This is a genomic window from Rubellimicrobium rubrum (genome assembly GCF_006152115.1).
Classification (GTDB): Bacteria; Pseudomonadota; Alphaproteobacteria; order Rhodobacterales; family Rhodobacteraceae; genus Rubellimicrobium; species Rubellimicrobium rubrum.
Genome location: NZ_VDFU01000004.1, coordinates 1 through 17,955 on the forward strand (window position 1 = coordinate 1; position 17,955 = coordinate 17,955).

Genomic DNA, 17,955 nt, shown 5'->3' on the forward strand with positions numbered 1-17,955 from the left:
CCCTCCAGGTTCACCTCCATCACCTCCAACGGCGCTCCAGCCCTCACAGCCACGGCAGCACGCGTGCGCATCCTGATCTCCTCCCGGTCCTGTCGTTGGCCTGCCACTTCACCACTTCGAGAGCGGGTTGGCAACAGGAACGCTTGGCGGCGACCTTCGGGCGCACTAGGCTTCGGGTCATGATGGATCTCCGCGCCGCGCTCCCGCTCCTCGCCCTTGCCGCCCTGCCGGGCTGCATCCTTCCCATTCCGGTGCCCGAAGGGACCCCGGGCGCCTTCGAGATCGTCCTCGACGAAGGCGATACCTGTGGAGCCCGCGGCCTGCAGGATTATGTGGGCCAAGACGCGAGCGTCGTGCGCGGCACGACCTTCCAGTCCGCCGTGCCCATCCGCGTGGTGGCGCAGGGCGCAACCTCCTCGGATGGAACCAACCCGCAGCGCGTGACCTTTGTCACCGATGCCTCGGGGCAGGTCGTGACGGTGGGCTGCGGCTGACCCAGACCGCCCCCGCTTCCATGCCAGGATCATCCATCATGAGTCCATTCCGCCGCGCCGCGCCCCTGTTCCTGGCGCTCCTGCTTGCCGCCTGCGAGACCACCCCGGCCTCCTCCGTCGCCACCAGCCCCGCCGACGAGGAGCCACCCCTCGCAGGCGAACCCTTGGGCGACATGCCGGCCCCCGTTCTGCCCAGCCCGGCCGACGACACCTGCGGGGCTTCGGGCTTGGCCGACTTCATCGGCGAAGATGCCGGCGTGACTGCTGCCACGACCTTCCAGAACCCCATCCGGATCATCCGGCCGGGCGACATGGTCACCATGGATTTCAGCCCGGAACGCCTGAACTTCGAACTGGACGAACTGAACGAGATCATCCGCGTCCGCTGCGGCTGATCCGCCGCGCTTGATTTGCGGCCCCCGCCCGCCCAAGTCCTGGAGCATGACAGTGTTGCCGCCGATCCCGTTTCCGGGGCCCGCCTCCAGCGCCGGCCCTGCGTCCGCCCCCGTCGCCTTTCACCGCACGGAGCTCAGCGTCATCCTGGGCCTGTACGGCCGGATGGTCGCCGCCGGCGAATGGCGCGACTACGGCATCTCGCATCTGCGGGACGTCGCAGTCTTTTCCATCTTCCGGCGCACGGCCGAAACGCCGCTTTATCGCATCGAGAAGCGTCCGGCCCTACGGCTTCGTCAGGGCCAGTACGCCGTGATCGGCGCCGAGGGGCAGGTGCTCCGCCGTGGGCACGACCTCGACCAGGTGCTGCGGGTCATCGCGCCCAAGCCCAAGCTGATCGAGTAGCCCGGGACTCGGGAACCGGATGCCGATCGGAGCGATGTGCTGCTTCAGGCTGGCAACGTTCCAGCATCGGTACAGAAGTCGGCCTCTTCCTCCCTGTGGATGTGCCCTTGCACACGAAGCCCGGTGGGCCGGTCCAGGCTTCCTGCCGACACTGAGATATGGTGGCCGTGGGCTGGCTCCCAGAAAAGGTTGGCACCGCATTCGGAGCAAAACCCTCGGCGAGCGCTGGCCGAGGACCGGTACCAACGCAGGGCTTCCTTGTTCTCGACCGTCAGGTCGCTGGGGCTGCAGGCGCTGTAGGCCCCAAGATGGGTGTGGAGCCGCTGGCACATGCTGCAGTGGCAGATGAGCACATCGCGCAGGGGGCCACGCACGCTGTAGCGCACCGCACCGCACAGGCACCCGCCCGATGCCCTCTGCTCCTCGCCTTCCGACATCAATCATGCCCCCGAACTTTGCTGCGCTGTCCACCTATCGCAGTGAGGCGGGGCGGGCTACCCACACAACCAGGCCCCGACCAGCCTTAGGAGGGCTTGCTTGCCCTGACCTCGGAGGTCAGAGCCTCCGGCGCGCGATGACCTCGCCGTTGCCTTGGGCACGGATGCGCAGGATCGCCTGATCGATGCCCTCGTAGGCCACGGCCATGTGGTGGGCGTTGGCGTGGATCATCGTGGATTCGTCCACCACCATCGCCACATGCCCCTTCCAGAAGAGCAGGTCGGTTCGGCGCAACGGCTCGTCTTCGGGGATCTCCCGGCCGATGTCCTGCTGGAGGTCGCTGTCGCCCGGACAGGGGAGGCCGCAGGCCAGAAGGGCGGCCTGCACCATGCCCGAGCAGTCGATGCCCAGCACCGAATTGCCGCCCCAAAGATACGGCACGCCGAAATGGAGCTGCGCAACCGCAGCCGGGTCGGTGAAGGGCCGGTCGAGCGCACGCAGGTGCGGCTTGGGGATGTAGCCTTCGGGCGTTTCCCAGAACCTGCGCCCCTCGGCCTCGACCGTCACCAGGGCCCCGAAGGACAGATGCCGCAGGTCCGGGCTTTTCATGTCGTCGTCGCGGTAAAGATGGGTGGCGGGCACCGCGACGCGGTGGGTGGGCGCACGCGCCTCGGCTAGCGACACCTCGGACAGGTAGCCCACATAGCCGTCCCGCGCCGCCTCCACGAAGGCCATGCCGTCGCGGACCTCGTAGACGGTGACACCCTCGCCCCAGAGGAGTTGGCGGTCGCGCATCCCGCCGGGCGAGCCGTCGAGATCGGCCACGGGGACCGCGACGCGCCGGGGCTCCCCCTGGACGTAGCGGTCGGCCCGCACGAGGTCGCGCAGGCGTTCGGCGGCGACGCGGCCGTTGGCGGGGGTGAGACGGGTGTCCGTCACAGCCCCAGCGCCTCGGGCAGTGCGGCCAGGAGCGCACGGGGCCCCTGCATGAGGCCGCCCTTGGTGCGGCCCGGAGCGTTGGCCTGCGACCAGGCGAAGATGTCGAAATGGCAGTACCGCGCCGGCGCGAAGCGGCGCAGGAACAACGCCGCCGTGATGGCGCCCGCCATGCCCCCCGATGGCGCGTTGTCGAGGTCGGCGATGCCGGGCTCGATCATCGTCTCGTAGGGCTCATGGAAGGGCAGCCGCCAGACCGGGTCGGCCCAGTCCCGGCCGCCTCGGGTCAGGGCGGAGGCCAGATCCTCGTCATCGGTGAAGAACGGGGCGAGGTCCGGGCCGACGGCCACGCGCGCTGCGCCCGTCAGGGTCGCAAAGCTGACCGTGAGGTCGGGCTCGTCCTCGGCCGCGAGCGCGAGCGCATCGGCCAGCACCAGCCGCCCCTCGGCGTCGGTGTTGTTGATCTCGACCGTCAGGCCCTTGCGCGACCGCAGGATGTCCCCGGGGCGGAAGGCGTCCGAGCCTATCGCGTTCTCGACCGCCGGGATCAGGACGCGCAGCCGCAAGGGCAGCCCCAGCCCCATGATCGCCTGTGCGAGGCCCAGCACATTCGCCGCGCCGCCCATATCCTTCTTCATGGTCAGCATGGAGGCCGCCGGCTTGATGTCGAGCCCGCCGGTGTCGAAGCAGACACCCTTTCCCACCAGCGTCAGCTTCGGCCCCTCGCTGCCCCAGCCGATGTCGATGAGCCTCGGGGCGCGGTGCGGGGCGGCGGCCCGGCCAACGGCGTGGATCATGGGAAAGTTGGCGGCCAGCAGCTCATCGCCCGTCGTCACCGCGATGCTGGCCCCGAACCGCTCGGCCACCTCGCGCGCCGCCGCTTCCAGCTCGGCCGGGCCCATGTCCGAGGCCGGCGTGTTGATGAGGTCGCGGGTCAGCGCCTCGGCGCGGGCCAGGGCCTCGATGCGCTGGGCGTCCACCCCTTCGGGCGCGACCAGCCGGGCCTTGGGGGCGGCCTGCTCGCGGTAGCGGGCGAAGCGGTACCCTTCGAGGAGCCAGCCCAGCGCCGCCTCACGGGCGTCGTGTTCGTCCAGGCTCCCGTCCAGGCGGTAGATCCCTTCCGGCAGCCTGGACGCGCCCTGCGCGAGGGCGAAGCGGCCCCGCGCCCGTGCTTCGGGCTTGCCGCGTCCGATGAGCGCGCGGGCGATGCCATCCGGCCCCGGCAGGACCGCGACCTCGCCCGCGCCGGCCCTGAACCCCAGCCGCCGCGCCCAGGCGGCCTGATCGGGTGGAAGGGTGGCCAGCGCGGCATCCAGGCTTTCGGGTGTCACGGGCAGGAGGGGGATGGCGTCGGCGTCGTCGGGGGCGAAAGCAAGGGTGGACATGGGCCTCTGGTGCTCAGGGATCGAGCGTCCAGCCTAGCCGGGACGCCGGGCGCGGCAAGGGGCGGTTGCGCTTTGTTGCGTCCGTCGCCCGTTAGCGCCATATGGTTGCGCCCGCCGCAGCGCGGCGACGAGGAGACCCGCTCATGACCGTGAGGCCACTGCCCGACTATCTTGTCCGCCGCTACCTGGGCTGGAAGGCCACCGTCTATGCCGGCAATCGCCCCTGGTATCGGCGTCTAGCCGAGGAAGGGCAGCGGCCGCGTGCCATGATCGTGGCCTGCTGCGACAGCCGGGTCCATGTCGCCTCCATCTTCGGGGCGGACTCGGGCGAATTCTTCATCCATCGCAACATCGCCAACCTGATCCCTCCCTTCGCGCCCAGCGGCGACCACCACGGCACCTCGGCCGCCGTGGAATATGCCGTCCGTGAGCTGCGCGTGGCCCATGTCATCGTCATGGGCCATTCCCAGTGCGGGGGCGTAAAGGGCTGCTACGACATGTGCTCCGGCCATGCGCCCGAGCTTCTGGAAGCCACGAGCTTCGTCGGCCGCTGGATGGACATCCTGCGCCCCGGCTACGAGGCCCTGCCGCCCGGCGACGACGCCGAGCGCGTGCAGGCGCTCGAGAAGCTGTCGGTCAAGGTGTCGCTCGACAACCTCCTGACCTTTCCCTTCGTTCGAGCCGCCGTCGAGGACGAGCGCCTGACGCTGCACGGCCTGTGGAACGACATCGGGGACGGCACGCTGGAAGCCTGGGACGAGGTGCGGGGCGAATTCGTGGCGATCTGAGCCGACGATCTTCGGCCAATGGCCTCCCACGACGGCATCCCTGGCCCGCGTCGCCCAAGGGGGCTGGCCCTCCGGCGCGAGGAGGCTCGCGCGCCGGAGGCCATCGAAGAGCTCAGCCCTTCTTGAGAGCCCGCTGGCCCAGAACCTCGGCGATCTGGACGGCGTTCAGCGCGGCGCCCTTGCGGAGGTTGTCGGACACGATCCACATGTTCAGGCCGTTGTCGATCGTCTGGTCCTGGCGGATGCGGCTGATGTAGGTGGCATAGTCGCCCACGCATTCGATGGGGGTGATGTAGCCGCCCGCTTCGCGCTTATCGACCACAAGGCAGCCGGGCGCCTCGCGCAGGATGTCGCGGGCTTCGTCTTCGTCGAGATGCTCCTCGAACTCGATGTTCACCGACTCCGAATGGCCAACGAAGACCGGCACCCGGACGCAGGTGGCGGTGACCTTGATGGACGGATCGAGGATCTTCTTGGTCTCGACCATCATCTTCCACTCTTCCTTGGTCTGGCCGTCTTCCATGAAGACGTCGATGTGAGGAATGACGTTGAAGGCGATCTGGCGGGGATAGACCGAGGGGGCGACCTCCTGGCCGGGGACGTAGACGCCCTTGGTCTGGTTCCAGAGCTCGTCGATGGCTTCCTTGCCGGTCCCGGACACGGACTGGTAGGTCGAGACGACGACCCGCTTGATCCGGGCGCGGTCGTGGAGCGGCTTCAACGCCACCACCATCTGCGCCGTGGAGCAGTTGGGGTTCGCGATGATGTTCTTCTGGGTGTAGCCCATCACCGCCTCGGCGTTCACCTCGGGCACCACGAGCGGAACCTGCGGGTCGTAGCGGTATAGCGACGAGTTATCGATCACGACGCACCCGCTGGCCGCAGCCTTGGGCGCGTACTGCTTGGTCGCGTCCGAGCCGATGGCGAAGAGCGCGATGTCCCAGCCGGTGAAGTCGAACTGGTCGAGGTCCTGGGTTTTCAGAGTTCGGTCGCCGAAGCTCACCTCCGTGCCCAAGGATTTGCGGCTGGCGAGGGCGGCGATCTCGTCCACCGGGAATTGCCGCTCGTCCAGGATGTTGAGCATCTCGCGCCCCACGTTGCCCGTGGCGCCGACGACGACGACCTTGTAACCCATCTTCCTTTTCCCTTCTCTGATCCAGCCGCCCTTACAGGAGGGGCGCGAGCAGCGAAAGGGTCAGTCCCTGCTGTCGCGGGCAAACAGATAGGCCAGAAGCCCCAACGCGACGATGGCGGCAAAGAACAGGAACAGGGCGCGGAAGGCGGCCTCGGGGTCCGACGCCCCGGCGTGGATGGGGCGCGAGGCGAACTGCATGAGCCCCGCGCCGCCGATGCCGAACATGTTGACGAGCGTCACCCCCCGCCCGGTCAGGTGCGGCGGCACGAAGGCGCGGCCATGCGCCATGATCATCGCAAAAGCTGAGCCGAAGAAGCCTGCGACCGCGAGAAGGGCCGTCGCCCGGACAAGCCCGGCACCCGGATCCCAGGCCAGCAGCAAAAGCGCCCCGAGCACCACCGCGTTGCCGCAAAAGACCACCCATTTCCGGGTGCCGAACAGGCGGTCGGCGGGTCCGTAGGCGAAGCTGCCTGCCACCATGGCAAGGCCCATGGCCAGCGTGACCCAGCCGATCGTGCCTGCGTCCGCGCCGTACAGGTCGCGGGCGTAAGGCCCCGCCCAAAGACCCCGGAGCGAGGCCGCCGGTCCGTATCCCGCGAACATCATCAGGAGAACGGGCCAAAGCACCGGCATCCGCAGGAGGTCGAGGACCGACCCACGCGCCGGGCCCGCATCGGCCGGCGCGGGGTCGCGCACCGCGACCCAGAGCACCACCGCCACCAGCACGGTGACCGCCGCCAGCCCGCCCAGCGACACGCGCCAGCCCACGGCCTGCACCAGCGCGGCCAAGGGCGCGGCGCTCAGCACGTTGCCCAGGCTGCCGAGGCCGATGGTCGCTCCGGCCAGGGTGGCAAAGATGCGGGGCGGATAAACGCGGGCGAAGATAACATAGGCCGCCATGAGCACGGGCGAGCAGCCTGCCCCGATCAGCGTCATGGCGATCATCACGTGCTGGGGCGTCTGCGCGAGCGCGAAGACCAGCGCCCCTCCGCCGCCCGCAAGCCCCAGCAGCGCGGCCGCCGTCCGGCGCGGCCCCAGGCGGTCGAGCGCCGCCCCTACGGGGATCTGCAGAGCGGCGAAGGCCAGGAACCAGAGGCCCGACGCCACCGCGAGGTCGCCCGCCGTGGCGCCGAGATCCGCGCCGAGGTCCGGCGTCAGAACCGCCAGGAAGGCCCGGTAGAACTGCGACAGGATATAGGCCCCGACCAGGCAGGCGATTCCGATCTTCATGCCAGCGACCCCCTCCCCGAGCGTCGGGACGGTGGCCCGGGCTGACGGGAAGGGCAAGGCAGGACTATGCGAAACGGACGCAGCGGTCTCGGACAATCAGGGCCCGGCCGGCCTCCTCTCCGGCCGGACCCTTCGAGGCAAGGTCCCCTTCCCCGCCCCGATCCCCGCATGCGTTCAAAGAGCGCGGCTGTGGCGTCCCTCGGGCATGGCGTAGGCGTCGATCTCCTGAGCCACCAGACGTGCGATGAGCCGGGGGGAGCGGACGAGGCGGATCCGTCCGTCCCGAGCCTCGATCCAGTCGGCGAACCGGTGCCTGAGGGTGGTTGTGATGCGCAGGAGCTCGGTCAGCGACACCCCATGCCGGGCCGAGATCTCGTTCAGGTCGAGCTCGAACCGGCACATCACGCGCTCGATCATGTCGGCGCGCAGCGTGTCGTCAAGGCTCATGACATGCCCGCGCTCGGTGGCGAGGCGGTGGTGCTTGCGGATCGCCTGGGCATAGGCCGAGGAGGTGGAGCTGTTCTGCGCGTAGCCCTGCGGATAGCGCGAGATGGCCGAGGCGCCGAGCCCGATCAGCACCTCCGCCCCGTCTTCGGTATAGCCCTGGAAGTTGCGGCGCATCCGTCCCTCGGCGGCGGCGGCGGCCAGCGGATCGCCTTCGCGCGCGAAGTGGTCGATACCGATCTCCTTGTAGCCGTCCCACAGGAACATGCGGGCCGCGGCTTCGAAAAGGCCGAGCCGCTCCTCGGCGCCGGGCAGCGCGTCGCTGGGGATCAGCACCTGCCGCTTGGCCATCCACGGAACATGGGCGTAGCCGTAAAGCGCCAGCCGGTCAGGCGACAGCGACAGGATCTTCTGCACCGTGTCGGTCATGCGGCCCCGCGTCTGGTGCGGGAGGCCGTAAAGCATGTCCATGTTGAGGCTGGTCACCCCCGCGCCGCGGATCATGGCGACCACGTCGCGGGTCAGCTCGTAGCCCTGCGCCCGCCCGATGGCGTCCTGCACCGTGGGATCGAAGTCCTGCACGCCGATCGAGGCGCGCGTCATGCCCGCCGCCTGGAGCGTGCGCAGGCGCGGCTCGTCCACCTCCGTAGGATCGATCTCGACCGAAAAGGCGACATCGCGCGCAAGGGGCCGGAAGGTGTTGAGGCCTTCGCAAAGCTCGGCCAGCATGGCGGGCGGCAGGATCGTGGGCGTGCCGCCGCCCAGGTGGATCGCCGCGACCTCCACGTCCGGGCGCAGGTGCCGGCCCACGAGCGCCAGCTCGGACTTGAGCTGCGCCAGATAGGGGATCAGGGGGCGGTCGGTGGTGGTGCCCTGCGTCCGGCAGGCGCAGAACCAGCAAAGCCTGCGGCAGTAGGGGACGTGCACGTAAAGCGAGACACGCGTGCCCGCCGGGATCGCCTCGAGCCACGTGGCCACCATGTCGGGACCGACGCCCCCGGAGAAGTGGTTGGCGGGCGGGTAGCTGGTATAGCGGGGCGCTCGCGCGTCAAATAGCCCCAGATTCTTCAGAAGCTCATGCGAGGCCATGGACAGAACTCTCCAATTTGTTGTTTAGGGGCACGCGCGTTCGAGTGCGCCCTTGATCCTGCGCCCGCCCTGTCCCACCATCCGACACGAGACCCTGCCCATGCCCCTTGACCGCAGGTTGGCCAAAGCCGTGACAGTTCCTTCGATCCCGAAGCTGACCAAGGACGTCGAGATCGAGTGCGCGGGCTGCCCGATCCGCCATCGCGCCGTTTGCGCGAAATGCGCGCCAGACGAGCTGACGAGGCTCGAGGAGATCAAGTACTACCGCAGCTACGAGGCCGGCCAGGCGATCACCTGGGCGGGTGACGAGATGGGCTTCGTGGCCTCGGTCGTGAGGGGCGTGGCGACCATCAGCCAGACCATGGCGGACGGGCGCAAGCAGATGGTGGGGCTGCTGCTCCCTTCGGACTTCATCGGCCGCCCTGGCCGCAGCTCCACGCCCTACGACGTGACCGCGGTGGGTGAGGTGACCCTGTGCTGCTTCCGCCGCAAGCCCTTCGAGCAGCTCATGGCGACGACCCCGCACGTGGCCGAGCGGCTGCTCGACATGTCGCTCGACGAGCTTGATGCCGCGCGGGAATGGATGCTCGTGCTGGGTCGCAAGACCGCGCGCGAGAAGATCGCATCCCTGCTGACCATCATAGCGCGCCGCGAGGCGACCGTCGGCGTTCCGGCGATGAAGGGCCGCATCACCATCGACCTGCAGCTCACCCGCGAGGCGATGGCCGACTACCTGGGGCTGACCCTGGAAACGGTGAGCCGCCAGATCAGCGCCCTCAAGAACGAGGGCGTGATCGAGTTGGGAACCCAGCGCCGCATCGTCGTGCCGGACATCCGCCGGCTGATGGCGGAAACCGGTGACGACATGGACGGCGGACTGATCGCCTGACGGGCGCATCCCGGCCTCCTCAGTGCGCCATCAGGAGGGGGAACGGGACCTGCGAGAGCATGTCCCGCGTGGCCCCGCCCAGCATGGCCTCGCGCAGGCGGGAATGACCGTAGGCCCCCATGACCACGGCATCGCAGCCCCGTTCGGTGGCGAAGCGGGTCAGGATGTCGGCGATTCGCGGCTGAGTCCGTGCCAGCACCGCGACCTCGGCCTTGACGCCGTGGCGCGCCAGCCAGAGCGACAGGTCGCCGCCGGGATCGGAGCGGTCATGGGCGTGCAGCGGCGGGTCGATGATGACCACGTCCACCGCTTCGGCGGCGCAAAGGAACGGCAGCGCCCCGCGCGCGGCGCGCATGGCCTCGTCGGTGCCGTTCCAGGCCAGGCAGACACGGCGGAACGGCCGGCTCCAGTCCAAGGCGGCGTCCGGCACGACAAGAACCGGCGCGCCCGTGCCGAACAGGAGCGCCTCGGCCACGGCGGGGGCCAGGTGGTCCCGGTTCCGTCCATAAGGTCGGGCGATCACCGCGAGGTCCGAGAAGCGCCCGACCCGCGCGGCCAAGGCCGTGAGGTTCAGGCTCATCACCGTTCTCGCTTCCACATTCGCGCGGATGTCGAGGGGCAGCTCGGCCTTGGCCCAGGCAGCCAACCCCTGAGCCCGGTCCTCGGCATCGGCGCGGCCGGACTCCACGATGATCTGCGCGGCGGCCATGGGCATCGCCTCGAGCGGGACGGGCTCCAGCCCCAGGCAGGCGATGTCCAGGTGCGCCTCTTCCCGCCCTGCGATGGCGATGGCGGCCCGGAGAGCGGGGGCGTCGCGCGATTCGTCGGTCAGGACCAGGCTCAGCGTCTTGATCATGGCGGATCTCCTTCTTGGTCCTCACTGTCGCATCGGCGGGAACGCCGTTCCTTGATCCGTATCAGGCCAAAGCCCGCACGGGTTTGACCTGGATCAAGGAGGAACCCGGCCATCCCTGCGAAACCCTCTCCCGGACCGCTCCGCACGCCGAATCCCGGCGGGCGGGCCGAATCAGAGGGACACATCCGCATGTGGGATTGGATCAAGATCGCGGTGTTCGGGGTGGTCGCCCTGTTCGCCGCCATCGCCGCCAACTGGGCGCGCGACCTGGCCTACCAGGTTCACGCGCTCATCGTCATGGCCGTGGCGGCGGGCCTCTTTATCTGGACGGTGCGCCGCACGGGCGCCGACCAGGCCGTGGCCGCGGGGCCCCGGCTCGACGAATACAGTGACGGCGTCATCCGCGCGGGTGCGATCGCGACCGTCTTCTGGGGTTTGGCCGGCTTCCTGGTGGGGGTGATTATCGCCCTCCAGCTCGCCTTCCCGCAGTTGAACCTCGATGTCCTTCAGGGCTTCGGCAACTTCGGGCGGCTGCGTCCGCTGCACACCTCGGCGGTGATCTTCGCCTTCGGGGGCAACGCGCTCATCATGTGCACGTTCTACATCGTGCAGCGCACCTGCGCCGCGCGGCTCTGGGGCGGCAACCTCGCCTGGTTCGTGTTCTGGGGTTACCAGCTCTTCATCGTGCTAGCCGCGACCGGCTACCTCCTGGGCGCCACCCAGTCCAAGGAATACGCCGAGCCCGAATGGTACGTGGACCTCTGGCTCACGGTCGTCTGGGTCGCCTTCCTCATCGTCACGCTCGGGACGATCGTGAAGCGCAAGGAGCCCCACATCTACGTGGCGAACTGGTTCCTGCTGTCCTTCATCATCACCGTGGCCATGCTCCATGTGGTCAACAACATTTCGATCCCCGTCTCTCTGTGGGGCTCCAAGTCGGTCCAGCTCTTTGCGGGCGTGCAGGATGCCATGACCCAGTGGTGGTACGGCCACAACGCGGTGGGCTTCTTCCTGACCGCGGGCTTCCTCGGCATGATGTACTACTTCGTGCCCAAGCAGGCGGGCCGACCGGTCTACAGCTACAAACTGTCGATCATCCACTTCTGGGCGCTGATCTTTCTCTACATCTGGGCGGGCCCGCACCACCTCCACTACACGGCGCTGCCCGACTGGGCCTCGACGCTGGGGATGGTGTTCTCGGTGATCCTATGGATGCCCTCGTGGGGCGGCATGATCAACGGGCTCATGACCCTCTCGGGCGCCTGGGACAAGATCCGCACCGACCCGATCATGCGGATGATGGTGATCTCGCTCGGCTTCTACGGCATGTCGACCTTCGAAGGCCCGATGATGTCGATCCGCGCCGTCAACTCGCTGTCGCACTACACCGACTGGACCATCGGCCACGTCCATTCGGGCGCGCTGGGCTGGAACGGCATGATCACCTTTGCCGCGCTCTACTACCTCGTGCCGCGGCTCTGGAACCGCGAGCGGCTTCATAGCCCCGCCGCCGTCAACTGGCACTTCTGGCTCGCCACTATCGGCATCGTGCTCTACGCGGCCTCGATGTGGGTCACGGGCATCATGGAAGGCCTGATGTGGCGCGAGGTCGACGCCAACGGCTTCCTGGTCAACAGCTTCGCCGACACCGTATCCGCCAAGTTCCCGATGTACGTGGTCCGCGCCCTGGGCGGCGGCCTCTTCCTCGGCGGCGCGATCATCATGGCCTGGAACCTGTGGATGACCGCCTTTGGCCGCGTCCGCGTGGCGGCCGTCCCAACTCCGGCCGAATGAGGGGAACCCAAATGGCCTTTCTCGACCATCACAAGACCCTGGAGCGGAACGCCACGCTCCTTCTGGGCGCAAGCCTCGTCGTGGTCCTCATCGGCGGCGCTGTCGAAGTCGTCCCCCTCTTCTACCTCGAGAACACCATCGAGCACGTGGAGGGGGTCCGCCCCTACTCCCCGCTGGAGCTGGCGGGCCGCGACATCTACATCCGCGAGGGCTGCTACACCTGCCACAGCCAGATGATCCGCCCCATGCGCGACGAGGTGGAACGGTACGGCCACTACAGCCTCGCGGCCGAGTCGCAGTACGACCACCCGCACCAGTGGGGCTCCAAGCGGACGGGGCCCGACCTCGCCCGCGTGGGGAGCCGCTATTCGGACGCCTGGCACGTCCAGCACCTGAGCGACCCGCAGTCGGTGGTACCGGAATCGATCATGCCGCCCTATGCCTACCTGTCGAACCAGCTGCTCGACGGGGAGCACATCGGCGAGCTGATGGAAACCAACCGCTTCGTGGGTGTGCCCTACACCGACGACCAGATCGCTCAGGCGCGGGCCGATTTCACCGTGCAGGCCGACCCCATGGGCGACACCGACGCCCTGCTGGAGCGCTATCCGGGGGCGCATGTGGCCAACCCCGACGGGCTTCCGGGGGTGTCCGAAATGGACGCGCTGGTCGCCTATCTCCAGGTGCTGGGTACGATGGTGGATTTCTCCACCTTCACGCCCGACGCGAGCCGCTGAGGGAGGGGGCGCCATGCACGACACCTATTCCCTCCTGCGCCACATCGCGGACTCCTGGGTCCTGCTGGCGCTCTTCCTGTTCTTCCTGGGGGCGATCCTCTTTGCGTGGCGGCCGGGCTCCCGGCCGCTGCACGAGGATGCCGGCCGCGTGCCCTTTCGGCATGACGACCGCCCCCTCCCCGACGACGCCAGCCCCTCGGAGGTCCGGATATGACACGCAACGACAAGGCCCCGGTCACCGAGACCACGGGGCATTCCTGGGACGGCATCGAGGAGCTGAACAACCCGCTTCCCCGCTGGTGGCTTTGGGTGCTTTACGCGACGATCGTCTGGGGCGTGGGCTACACCATCGCCTATCCGGCCTGGCCCCTGATCAACGGGGCGACCTCGGGGCTCCTCGGCTTCTCGACGCGGGGCGACGTCGCCGCCGAGATCGCCGCGGTCGAGGACGCGCGGTCCGGCCTGATGGACCGGCTGGCCGCCGCAGACCTGACCCAGCTGCCGCAGGACCCCGAGCTCCTGGCCTTTGCGCAGGACGCGGGCGCCTCGGTGTTCCGGGCCAACTGCTCGCAGTGTCATGGCGCCGGCGCGGCGGGGGTGCAGGCGTCGGGGTTCCCGAACCTCCTGGACGACGACTGGCTTTGGGGGGGCTCGGTCACCGACATCGCCCACACGGTGGCGCACGGGGTCAGGAACGAAGCCTCGCCCGATGCGCGCTGGTCGCAGATGCCCGCCTTCGGCGAGATGCTGACCTCGGACGAGATCGAGTCCGTGGCCCATCACGTCCTGGCCATCTCGGGGCAGGCGCATGACGCCACCCTGGCGCAGGCGGGGGCCCCGCTCTTTGCCGACAACTGCGCCTCGTGCCATGGCGACGCTGGCACCGGCATGCGCGAGATGGGCGCGCCGGACCTGACCGATGCGGTCTGGCTGTATGGCGGCACGCCCGAGCGGATCGAGGAAACCATCACCAACGCCCGCTTCGGCATCATGCCCGCCTGGAGCGAGACCTACCGTCCGCAGGGCGGACTCAACCAAGCCGAGATCAACGCCGTGGCGGCCTATGTGCACGGCCTGGGCGGCGGCGAATAGACCTTCCCGGCGAACCCCCTTCCTGGTTCGTCCAACTGAGGCGGCTCCCTCCCGGGGGGCCGCTTTTTTCTTGGGTCAGAACTTGGCGGAGCGAAGCTGGGCGCGGGTCAGGCCGATGTCGCGCAGCAGGTAGTCGGGCATTTCCGCCAAGCGGCGGCGGACCCGTTCGGCACGCATGGCGGCGATCCTGTGGGCGAGATGGCTGCGGATCCCCGCGGGCCGGGCCGGGCGGCTCGGCCCGCGCAGGCCGGACGTGATCACATGGGATGCGGTCAGGGTGGTCATGGCAATGCTCCTGTCGAATAGGGACGACCGGCCGCAACGACCGGTCACGGTATGGCGCTGCGACGCAGCGCCGCCCGCCGCAAACGGCGGGGTCACGACGTCCGGGGACAGCGCGGTCAACACCGCGCCCCCGCCGATGCGTCAAAGGCGACCCAGCAGGACCGGACGCCAAGTCCAGCCGTGCAGGGCCGTGACCTCTTGGAGAGGCTCCTTCAGTTCCCGGGTCTGGAACCGGTATCGATAGACCTTGCCGAACTGCAGGTCTTCCTCGCGGAAGGCCCATCCGGTGCCGAGGCTCAGCTCAATCGACTGACCACGGAACATCTCGGAGGCGAAGGACAGCACGGGGAGGCCCGCGCGCCATTCGATCGTCCAGTCGCGCTGGATGCTGCGCACCTCGCCCGAAGCCTCGTCAAACCGCAGGAGAACCTGCGCGCCCTTGCCGATCCCGGCCTTGGCGAAGATCTCGTACCAGCGGGCGTCCACGATCCGCCATTCGGCCACGAGGTCCGCGCCCTCGGGCCCGCCGTCGCGGACCACGAAGGGCGCGGTCTCGCGGTTCAGATCCAGAAGAGCGTCCCGCAGAACTGAAACATCCTGCGGGACAGCCCCAGCCGGGGGCGCCCGGCGCCCGGTGAGACGATCGATGAAACTCATGGAAAAATTCCTGTCGCGTTATGTGCGGCAGGATGCCCCAGGAAACCCGTCCGGGCCAATGCGGGAATACCTGACCATGGGGGCTCAACCCTCGGGCGCGTCGTCGTCCGCGTCCGGCCCCGCGCCTGCCATGAAGGCCCATAGGGCCAGCCCTACCCAGACCAGGACATAGAGCCCGCCCCCCGACAGCACGAGCCAGCCCGGAAGCGGCCCCACCGCCGCACGCTCCACCACCTCGGCCGCCGAGCGGGCGGGTGTGGGGTGCTCCACGAGCTTGCCCAGATAGGCGAGCATGTGGACCACGAGGATGTACACGTAGTTGCTGCGGATCCGCCGCGCGAGCGCGGTGAGCGTGGAGATCGGGTAGCGCGGCGCTTGGTATTCATGGGCCAGCGCCTCGCGCCAGGCGGGCTCGGCGTGGCGGCCCTCCAGTAGGGGCACGAGGAAGCGGGTTTCCATCAGGCGCGACCGCTCGCGCCAGACGTTGAAGTAGCGGTAGCGCCGCGCCTCGATGAACAGGAACACGAGGATGAGGATCCCCACGAGCAGGAGAGGCAGGGCCGAGGCATCGGGCGCGGCAAAGGTAAGCGACAGCGCCAGGCCCAGCGTCACGATGGACCAGTTCGTTGTCGTGTCGAGCCGCGACCGCCAGACCGTGCCCCGGTACACCTCGGCCCGGTAAAGATGGGCCAGCGCGCCGATCTCGGCCGGGCCGAGCGACGGCAACGCCGGCAGGGGCCGGTCCTCGACCTCGGACGGTTTTGCCATTCCTGCCTGCGCCCTCCTGCCGCGCCCCCCTGTCCCGAGGGTGCGGCCCGGTTGATCCATGTCAAGGCGTCGTGCCCCGGCCTGGCCCATGCAGAACGGCATAACAAGACCGCCGGGAAGCGCATCATGAGCCAGTCCAGCACGCCGTCCCTTTATGCCGCGCGCGAGCCGATCTTCCCACGCCGGGTGTCGGGCAAGTTCCGCACGCTCAAATGGGTCATCATGGCGGTGACGCTGGGCATCTACTACCTGACGCCCTGGATCCGCTGGGACCGGGGACCCGAGCTGCCCGACCAGGCCGTGCTCGTGGATATGGCCGGGCGGCGCTTCTTCTTCTTCTGGATCGAGATCTGGCCGCACGAGTTCTACTTCGTCGCGGGCCTCCTCATCATGGCGGGGCTGGGGCTGTTCCTGTTCACCTCGGCCCTGGGGCGGGTGTGGTGCGGCTATGCCTGTCCGCAGACGGTGTGGACGGACCTGTTCATCCTGACGGAGCGCTGGGTCGAAGGGGACCGCAACGCGCGGGTGCGGCTCTGGAACGCGCCCTGGTCGTGGCACAAGGCGCGCCTGCGGGCGACCAAGTGGGCGATCTGGCTGGGGATCGGCCTCGCCACCGGGGGGGCCTGGGTGTTCTATTTCGCCGATGCGCCGACGCTGCTGCGGGAGATCGTGACGGGGCAGGCGCATCCGGTGGCCTATATGACCGTGGCGACGCTGACCGCGACGACCTTCCTGTTCGGCGGCTTCTTCCGCGAGCAGATCTGCATCTACGCCTGCCCCTGGCCACGCATCCAGTCCGCGATGATGGATGAGGAGACGATCACCATCGGCTATCGCGATTGGCGCGGCGAGCCGCGCGGCAAGGCCGGGCGCAAGGCGACCGGAGCCCGCACCGGCCAGCCGCCCGCGTTCCGGGCGCAGGAGGCCAAGGCTGCGAACGCGGTCGCCTTTGCCGGGGTCGATGGCCCGGCGGGCCCTTTGGCCGTCGAGGGCGGCACCGTGGTCCTCAAGACCGTGGGCGACTGCGTGGACTGCATGGCCTGCGTGAACGTCTGCCCGATGGGCATCGACATCCGTAACGGCCAGCAGATGGAGTGCATCACCTGCGGGCTCTGCATCGACGCCTGCGACGAGGTGATGGCCAAGCTCGACCGCCCGCGGGGTCTGATCGACTACTTCACCCTCGAGGACGAACGGAAGGAGCGCGCGGGCGGACAGGCCAAGGCAGTCTGGAAGCACGTGCTGCGCCCCCGCACCCTGCTCTACACTTCCCTGTGGTCGGCCATCGGCGTGGCTCTGGTCGTGGCCCTGTTTATCCGGCCCGAGATCGAGGTGGACGCCTCGCCGGTCCGCAACCCGCTGTTCGTGACGCTGTCGGACGGCACGATCCGCAACGCCTATGACCTGCGCATCCGCAACAAGCACGGCGAGGAGCGGCGATTCGCCCTGTCCTACTCCGCCGACGCGCCTTTCGTGCTGTCGGTCGAGGGTGCCCCGGATGGCGTGATCGCGGTTCCGGCGGACCACACCGGCGAGGCGCGGGTCTATGTCGAAGCCCGGTCCGGCGCGCCCGCCGCGCATGAGGAGCGGAGCGACCTCCGCCTTTGGATCACCGACCTGGCCAACGCCGATCGCGCCTCGGTCGACACCCTCTTCAACGGAGCCCCATGATGACTTCCCTGTTCCGCGGTCCCATCACCGGCCCCAAGGCCTTTGCGATTTTCTCCTCGTTCTTCGTGGTCATCATCGCGGTGAACGTGATCATGGCCGTGCAGGCGGTGCGGACCTTTCCGGGGCTGGAAGTCGCCAGCTCCTACGTGGCCAGCCAGACCTTTGACGCCGAGCGCAAAGCGCAGGAGGCGCTGGGCTGGACCGCCCGCGCCACCCTCGACGGGGCCGAACTGGTGCTGACCATCATCGGGCCGGACGGCTCCGCGCCGACGGGCGTGACGGTCGGCGGCATCCTGGGGCGCGCGACGGTGGCGGCGGCGGACCAGACCCCAGCCTTCGCCTTTGACGGCCAGGCCTGGAGAGCGCCCGTCGCGGTTTCTCGCGGGCATTGGGAGCTGCGGCTCGACGTGACGGCGGCGGATGGCACGCCCTTCCGCCAGCGCCTGGACCTGATGGTGGAGTGACGTCC

The 17,955-nt window shown here is 68.8% G+C and carries 21 protein-coding genes; 11 read left to right on the forward strand and 10 right to left on the reverse strand.

Features of this window, described 5'->3' with window-relative positions:
* The first annotated feature begins 179 nt into the window (after positions 1-179).
* From FHG66_RS04635 to FHG66_RS04645, 3 genes are read left to right on the forward strand one after another with little or no spacing between them, the layout of a single operon-like run.
* A complete protein-coding gene (locus FHG66_RS04635; protein WP_139075532.1) occupies positions 180-494 on the forward strand; it encodes an I78 family peptidase inhibitor in 315 nt (104 codons plus the stop codon).
* A gap of 38 nt (positions 495-532) precedes the next feature.
* A complete protein-coding gene (locus FHG66_RS04640) occupies positions 533-889 on the forward strand; it encodes an I78 family peptidase inhibitor (protein WP_139075533.1) in 357 nt (118 codons plus the stop codon).
* Between the two features lie 46 nt (positions 890-935).
* Positions 936-1,292, forward strand: a complete 357-nt coding sequence (locus FHG66_RS04645; RefSeq protein WP_139075534.1) for a DUF2794 domain-containing protein — start codon at positions 936-938, stop codon at positions 1,290-1,292.
* A gap of 44 nt (positions 1,293-1,336) precedes the next feature.
* Here the strand turns inward: FHG66_RS04645 and FHG66_RS04650 are convergent, their stop codons facing one another.
* The 3 genes from FHG66_RS04650 to FHG66_RS04660 all read right to left on the reverse strand — a co-directional run bounded on the left by FHG66_RS04650 (position 1,337) and on the right by FHG66_RS04660 (position 4,051).
* Positions 1,337-1,729: a GFA family protein gene (locus tag FHG66_RS04650; protein ID WP_139075535.1), complete on the reverse strand. Its 393-nt coding sequence runs from the start codon at positions 1,727-1,729 to the stop codon at positions 1,337-1,339.
* Between the two features lie 118 nt (positions 1,730-1,847).
* Entirely contained in the window at positions 1,848-2,669 is an 822-nt protein-coding gene (locus FHG66_RS04655; RefSeq protein WP_139075536.1) for a C40 family peptidase, read from the reverse strand.
* Positions 2,666-4,051 (reverse strand): leucyl aminopeptidase family protein, encoded by a 1,386-nt coding sequence (locus FHG66_RS04660; protein ID WP_139075537.1) that lies wholly within the window; start codon positions 4,049-4,051, stop codon positions 2,666-2,668. Before FHG66_RS04660 ends, FHG66_RS04655 begins: the two co-directional genes overlap by 4 nt.
* Positions 4,052-4,194: 143 nt before the next feature.
* On the opposite strand from FHG66_RS04660, the gene FHG66_RS04665 reads away from it, so the two are divergent.
* Positions 4,195-4,839 carry a carbonic anhydrase gene (locus tag FHG66_RS04665; protein ID WP_139075538.1) on the forward strand — a complete coding sequence of 215 codons (645 nt, stop codon included), beginning with the start codon at positions 4,195-4,197 and terminating at the stop codon, positions 4,837-4,839.
* Between the two features lie 112 nt (positions 4,840-4,951).
* Here FHG66_RS04665 and FHG66_RS04670 read toward each other — a convergent pair whose 3' ends face one another.
* The 3 genes from FHG66_RS04670 to hemN form a co-directional block, all read right to left on the reverse strand.
* Positions 4,952-5,974: an aspartate-semialdehyde dehydrogenase gene (locus FHG66_RS04670; RefSeq protein ID WP_139075539.1), complete on the reverse strand. Its 1,023-nt coding sequence runs from the start codon at positions 5,972-5,974 to the stop codon at positions 4,952-4,954.
* 60 nt (positions 5,975-6,034) lie between these two features.
* Positions 6,035-7,204 carry an MFS transporter gene (locus FHG66_RS04675; protein WP_139075540.1) on the reverse strand — a complete coding sequence of 390 codons (1,170 nt, stop codon included), beginning with the start codon at positions 7,202-7,204 and terminating at the stop codon, positions 6,035-6,037.
* Positions 7,205-7,378: 174 nt separating this feature from the next.
* Positions 7,379-8,737, reverse strand: coding sequence for an oxygen-independent coproporphyrinogen III oxidase (gene hemN / locus FHG66_RS04680; protein ID WP_139075541.1), 1,359 nt, complete (start codon positions 8,735-8,737; stop codon positions 7,379-7,381).
* Positions 8,738-8,837: 100 nt separating this feature from the next.
* On the opposite strand from hemN, the gene fnrL reads away from it, so the two are divergent.
* Complete coding sequence (gene fnrL / locus FHG66_RS04685; protein ID WP_139075542.1) at positions 8,838-9,626, forward strand: transcriptional regulator FnrL; 789 nt, start codon at positions 8,838-8,840, stop codon at positions 9,624-9,626.
* A 19-nt stretch (positions 9,627-9,645) separates the two neighbouring features.
* Here fnrL and FHG66_RS04690 read toward each other — a convergent pair whose 3' ends face one another.
* Entirely contained in the window at positions 9,646-10,482 is an 837-nt protein-coding gene (locus FHG66_RS04690) for a universal stress protein (RefSeq protein ID WP_139075543.1), read from the reverse strand.
* Positions 10,483-10,671: 189 nt separating this feature from the next.
* Here FHG66_RS04690 and ccoN point away from each other — a divergent pair, with 189 nt between their 5' ends.
* From ccoN to ccoP, 4 genes are read left to right on the forward strand one after another with little or no spacing between them, the layout of a single operon-like run.
* Positions 10,672-12,276: a cytochrome-c oxidase, cbb3-type subunit I gene (gene ccoN, locus FHG66_RS04695; protein ID WP_139075544.1), complete on the forward strand. Its 1,605-nt coding sequence runs from the start codon at positions 10,672-10,674 to the stop codon at positions 12,274-12,276.
* An 11-nt stretch (positions 12,277-12,287) separates the two neighbouring features.
* Positions 12,288-13,013, forward strand: coding sequence for a cytochrome-c oxidase, cbb3-type subunit II (gene ccoO / locus FHG66_RS04700; protein ID WP_139075545.1), 726 nt, complete (start codon positions 12,288-12,290; stop codon positions 13,011-13,013).
* A 13-nt stretch (positions 13,014-13,026) separates the two neighbouring features.
* On the forward strand, positions 13,027-13,227 hold the full coding sequence (locus tag FHG66_RS04705) for a cbb3-type cytochrome c oxidase subunit 3 (RefSeq protein ID WP_139075546.1): 201 nt from the start codon (positions 13,027-13,029) through the stop codon (positions 13,225-13,227).
* Positions 13,224-14,105 (forward strand): cytochrome-c oxidase, cbb3-type subunit III, encoded by an 882-nt coding sequence (gene ccoP, locus FHG66_RS04710; protein ID WP_139075547.1) that lies wholly within the window; start codon positions 13,224-13,226, stop codon positions 14,103-14,105. Before FHG66_RS04705 ends, ccoP begins: the two co-directional genes overlap by 4 nt.
* 75 nt (positions 14,106-14,180) lie before the next feature.
* Here ccoP and FHG66_RS04715 read toward each other — a convergent pair whose 3' ends face one another.
* The 3 genes from FHG66_RS04715 to FHG66_RS04725 all read right to left on the reverse strand — a co-directional run bounded on the left by FHG66_RS04715 (position 14,181) and on the right by FHG66_RS04725 (position 15,815).
* Positions 14,181-14,390 (reverse strand): YjiS-like domain-containing protein, encoded by a 210-nt coding sequence (locus FHG66_RS04715; RefSeq protein ID WP_139075548.1) that lies wholly within the window; start codon positions 14,388-14,390, stop codon positions 14,181-14,183.
* Between the two features lie 141 nt (positions 14,391-14,531).
* Positions 14,532-15,047, reverse strand: a complete 516-nt coding sequence (locus FHG66_RS04720; RefSeq protein WP_139075549.1) for a hypothetical protein — start codon at positions 15,045-15,047, stop codon at positions 14,532-14,534.
* Between the two features lie 84 nt (positions 15,048-15,131).
* Entirely contained in the window at positions 15,132-15,815 is a 684-nt protein-coding gene (locus FHG66_RS04725; protein ID WP_139075550.1) for a DUF2270 domain-containing protein, read from the reverse strand.
* A gap of 126 nt (positions 15,816-15,941) precedes the next feature.
* Between FHG66_RS04725 and FHG66_RS04730 the strand changes: the two genes are divergently transcribed.
* Both FHG66_RS04730 and FHG66_RS04735 read left to right on the forward strand, forming a co-directional pair.
* Positions 15,942-17,486, forward strand: coding sequence for an RdxA/RdxB/FixG family protein (locus FHG66_RS04730; protein WP_139075551.1), 1,545 nt, complete (start codon positions 15,942-15,944; stop codon positions 17,484-17,486).
* The gene (locus tag FHG66_RS04735) at positions 17,486-17,950 is read left to right on the forward strand and encodes a FixH family protein (protein ID WP_342777478.1); all 465 of its coding nucleotides are present in this window, start codon (positions 17,486-17,488) and stop codon (positions 17,948-17,950) included. Before FHG66_RS04730 ends, FHG66_RS04735 begins: the two co-directional genes overlap by 1 nt.
* The last annotated feature ends 5 nt before the right edge of the window (positions 17,951-17,955 follow it).

Excerpts from the sequence above, each read along its gene's own strand:
- FHG66_RS04635 (WP_139075532.1), top strand. The coding sequence starts at position 180 with ATGATGGATCTCCGCGCCGCGCTCCCGCTCCTCGCCCTTGCCGCCCTG.
- FHG66_RS04640 (WP_139075533.1), top strand. The coding sequence starts at position 533 with ATGAGTCCATTCCGCCGCGCCGCGCCCCTGTTCCTGGCGCTCCTGCTT.
- FHG66_RS04645 (WP_139075534.1), top strand. The coding sequence starts at position 936 with ATGACAGTGTTGCCGCCGATCCCGTTTCCGGGGCCCGCCTCCAGCGCC.
- FHG66_RS04650 (WP_139075535.1), bottom strand. The coding sequence starts at position 1,729 with ATGTCGGAAGGCGAGGAGCAGAGGGCATCGGGCGGGTGCCTGTGCGGT.
- FHG66_RS04660 (WP_139075537.1), bottom strand. The coding sequence starts at position 4,051 with ATGTCCACCCTTGCTTTCGCCCCCGACGACGCCGACGCCATCCCCCTC.
- FHG66_RS04665 (WP_139075538.1), top strand. The coding sequence starts at position 4,195 with ATGACCGTGAGGCCACTGCCCGACTATCTTGTCCGCCGCTACCTGGGC.
- FHG66_RS04670 (WP_139075539.1), bottom strand. The coding sequence starts at position 5,974 with ATGGGTTACAAGGTCGTCGTCGTCGGCGCCACGGGCAACGTGGGGCGC.
- FHG66_RS04675 (WP_139075540.1), bottom strand. The coding sequence starts at position 7,204 with ATGAAGATCGGAATCGCCTGCCTGGTCGGGGCCTATATCCTGTCGCAG.
- hemN (WP_139075541.1), bottom strand. The coding sequence starts at position 8,737 with ATGGCCTCGCATGAGCTTCTGAAGAATCTGGGGCTATTTGACGCGCGA.
- fnrL (WP_139075542.1), top strand. The coding sequence starts at position 8,838 with ATGCCCCTTGACCGCAGGTTGGCCAAAGCCGTGACAGTTCCTTCGATC.
- FHG66_RS04690 (WP_139075543.1), bottom strand. The coding sequence starts at position 10,482 with ATGATCAAGACGCTGAGCCTGGTCCTGACCGACGAATCGCGCGACGCC.
- ccoN (WP_139075544.1), top strand. The coding sequence starts at position 10,672 with ATGTGGGATTGGATCAAGATCGCGGTGTTCGGGGTGGTCGCCCTGTTC.
- ccoO (WP_139075545.1), top strand. The coding sequence starts at position 12,288 with ATGGCCTTTCTCGACCATCACAAGACCCTGGAGCGGAACGCCACGCTC.
- FHG66_RS04705 (WP_139075546.1), top strand. The coding sequence starts at position 13,027 with ATGCACGACACCTATTCCCTCCTGCGCCACATCGCGGACTCCTGGGTC.
- ccoP (WP_139075547.1), top strand. The coding sequence starts at position 13,224 with ATGACACGCAACGACAAGGCCCCGGTCACCGAGACCACGGGGCATTCC.
- FHG66_RS04715 (WP_139075548.1), bottom strand. The coding sequence starts at position 14,390 with ATGACCACCCTGACCGCATCCCATGTGATCACGTCCGGCCTGCGCGGG.
- FHG66_RS04720 (WP_139075549.1), bottom strand. The coding sequence starts at position 15,047 with ATGAGTTTCATCGATCGTCTCACCGGGCGCCGGGCGCCCCCGGCTGGG.
- FHG66_RS04725 (WP_139075550.1), bottom strand. The coding sequence starts at position 15,815 with ATGGCAAAACCGTCCGAGGTCGAGGACCGGCCCCTGCCGGCGTTGCCG.
- FHG66_RS04730 (WP_139075551.1), top strand. The coding sequence starts at position 15,942 with ATGAGCCAGTCCAGCACGCCGTCCCTTTATGCCGCGCGCGAGCCGATC.
- FHG66_RS04735 (WP_342777478.1), top strand. The coding sequence starts at position 17,486 with ATGACTTCCCTGTTCCGCGGTCCCATCACCGGCCCCAAGGCCTTTGCG.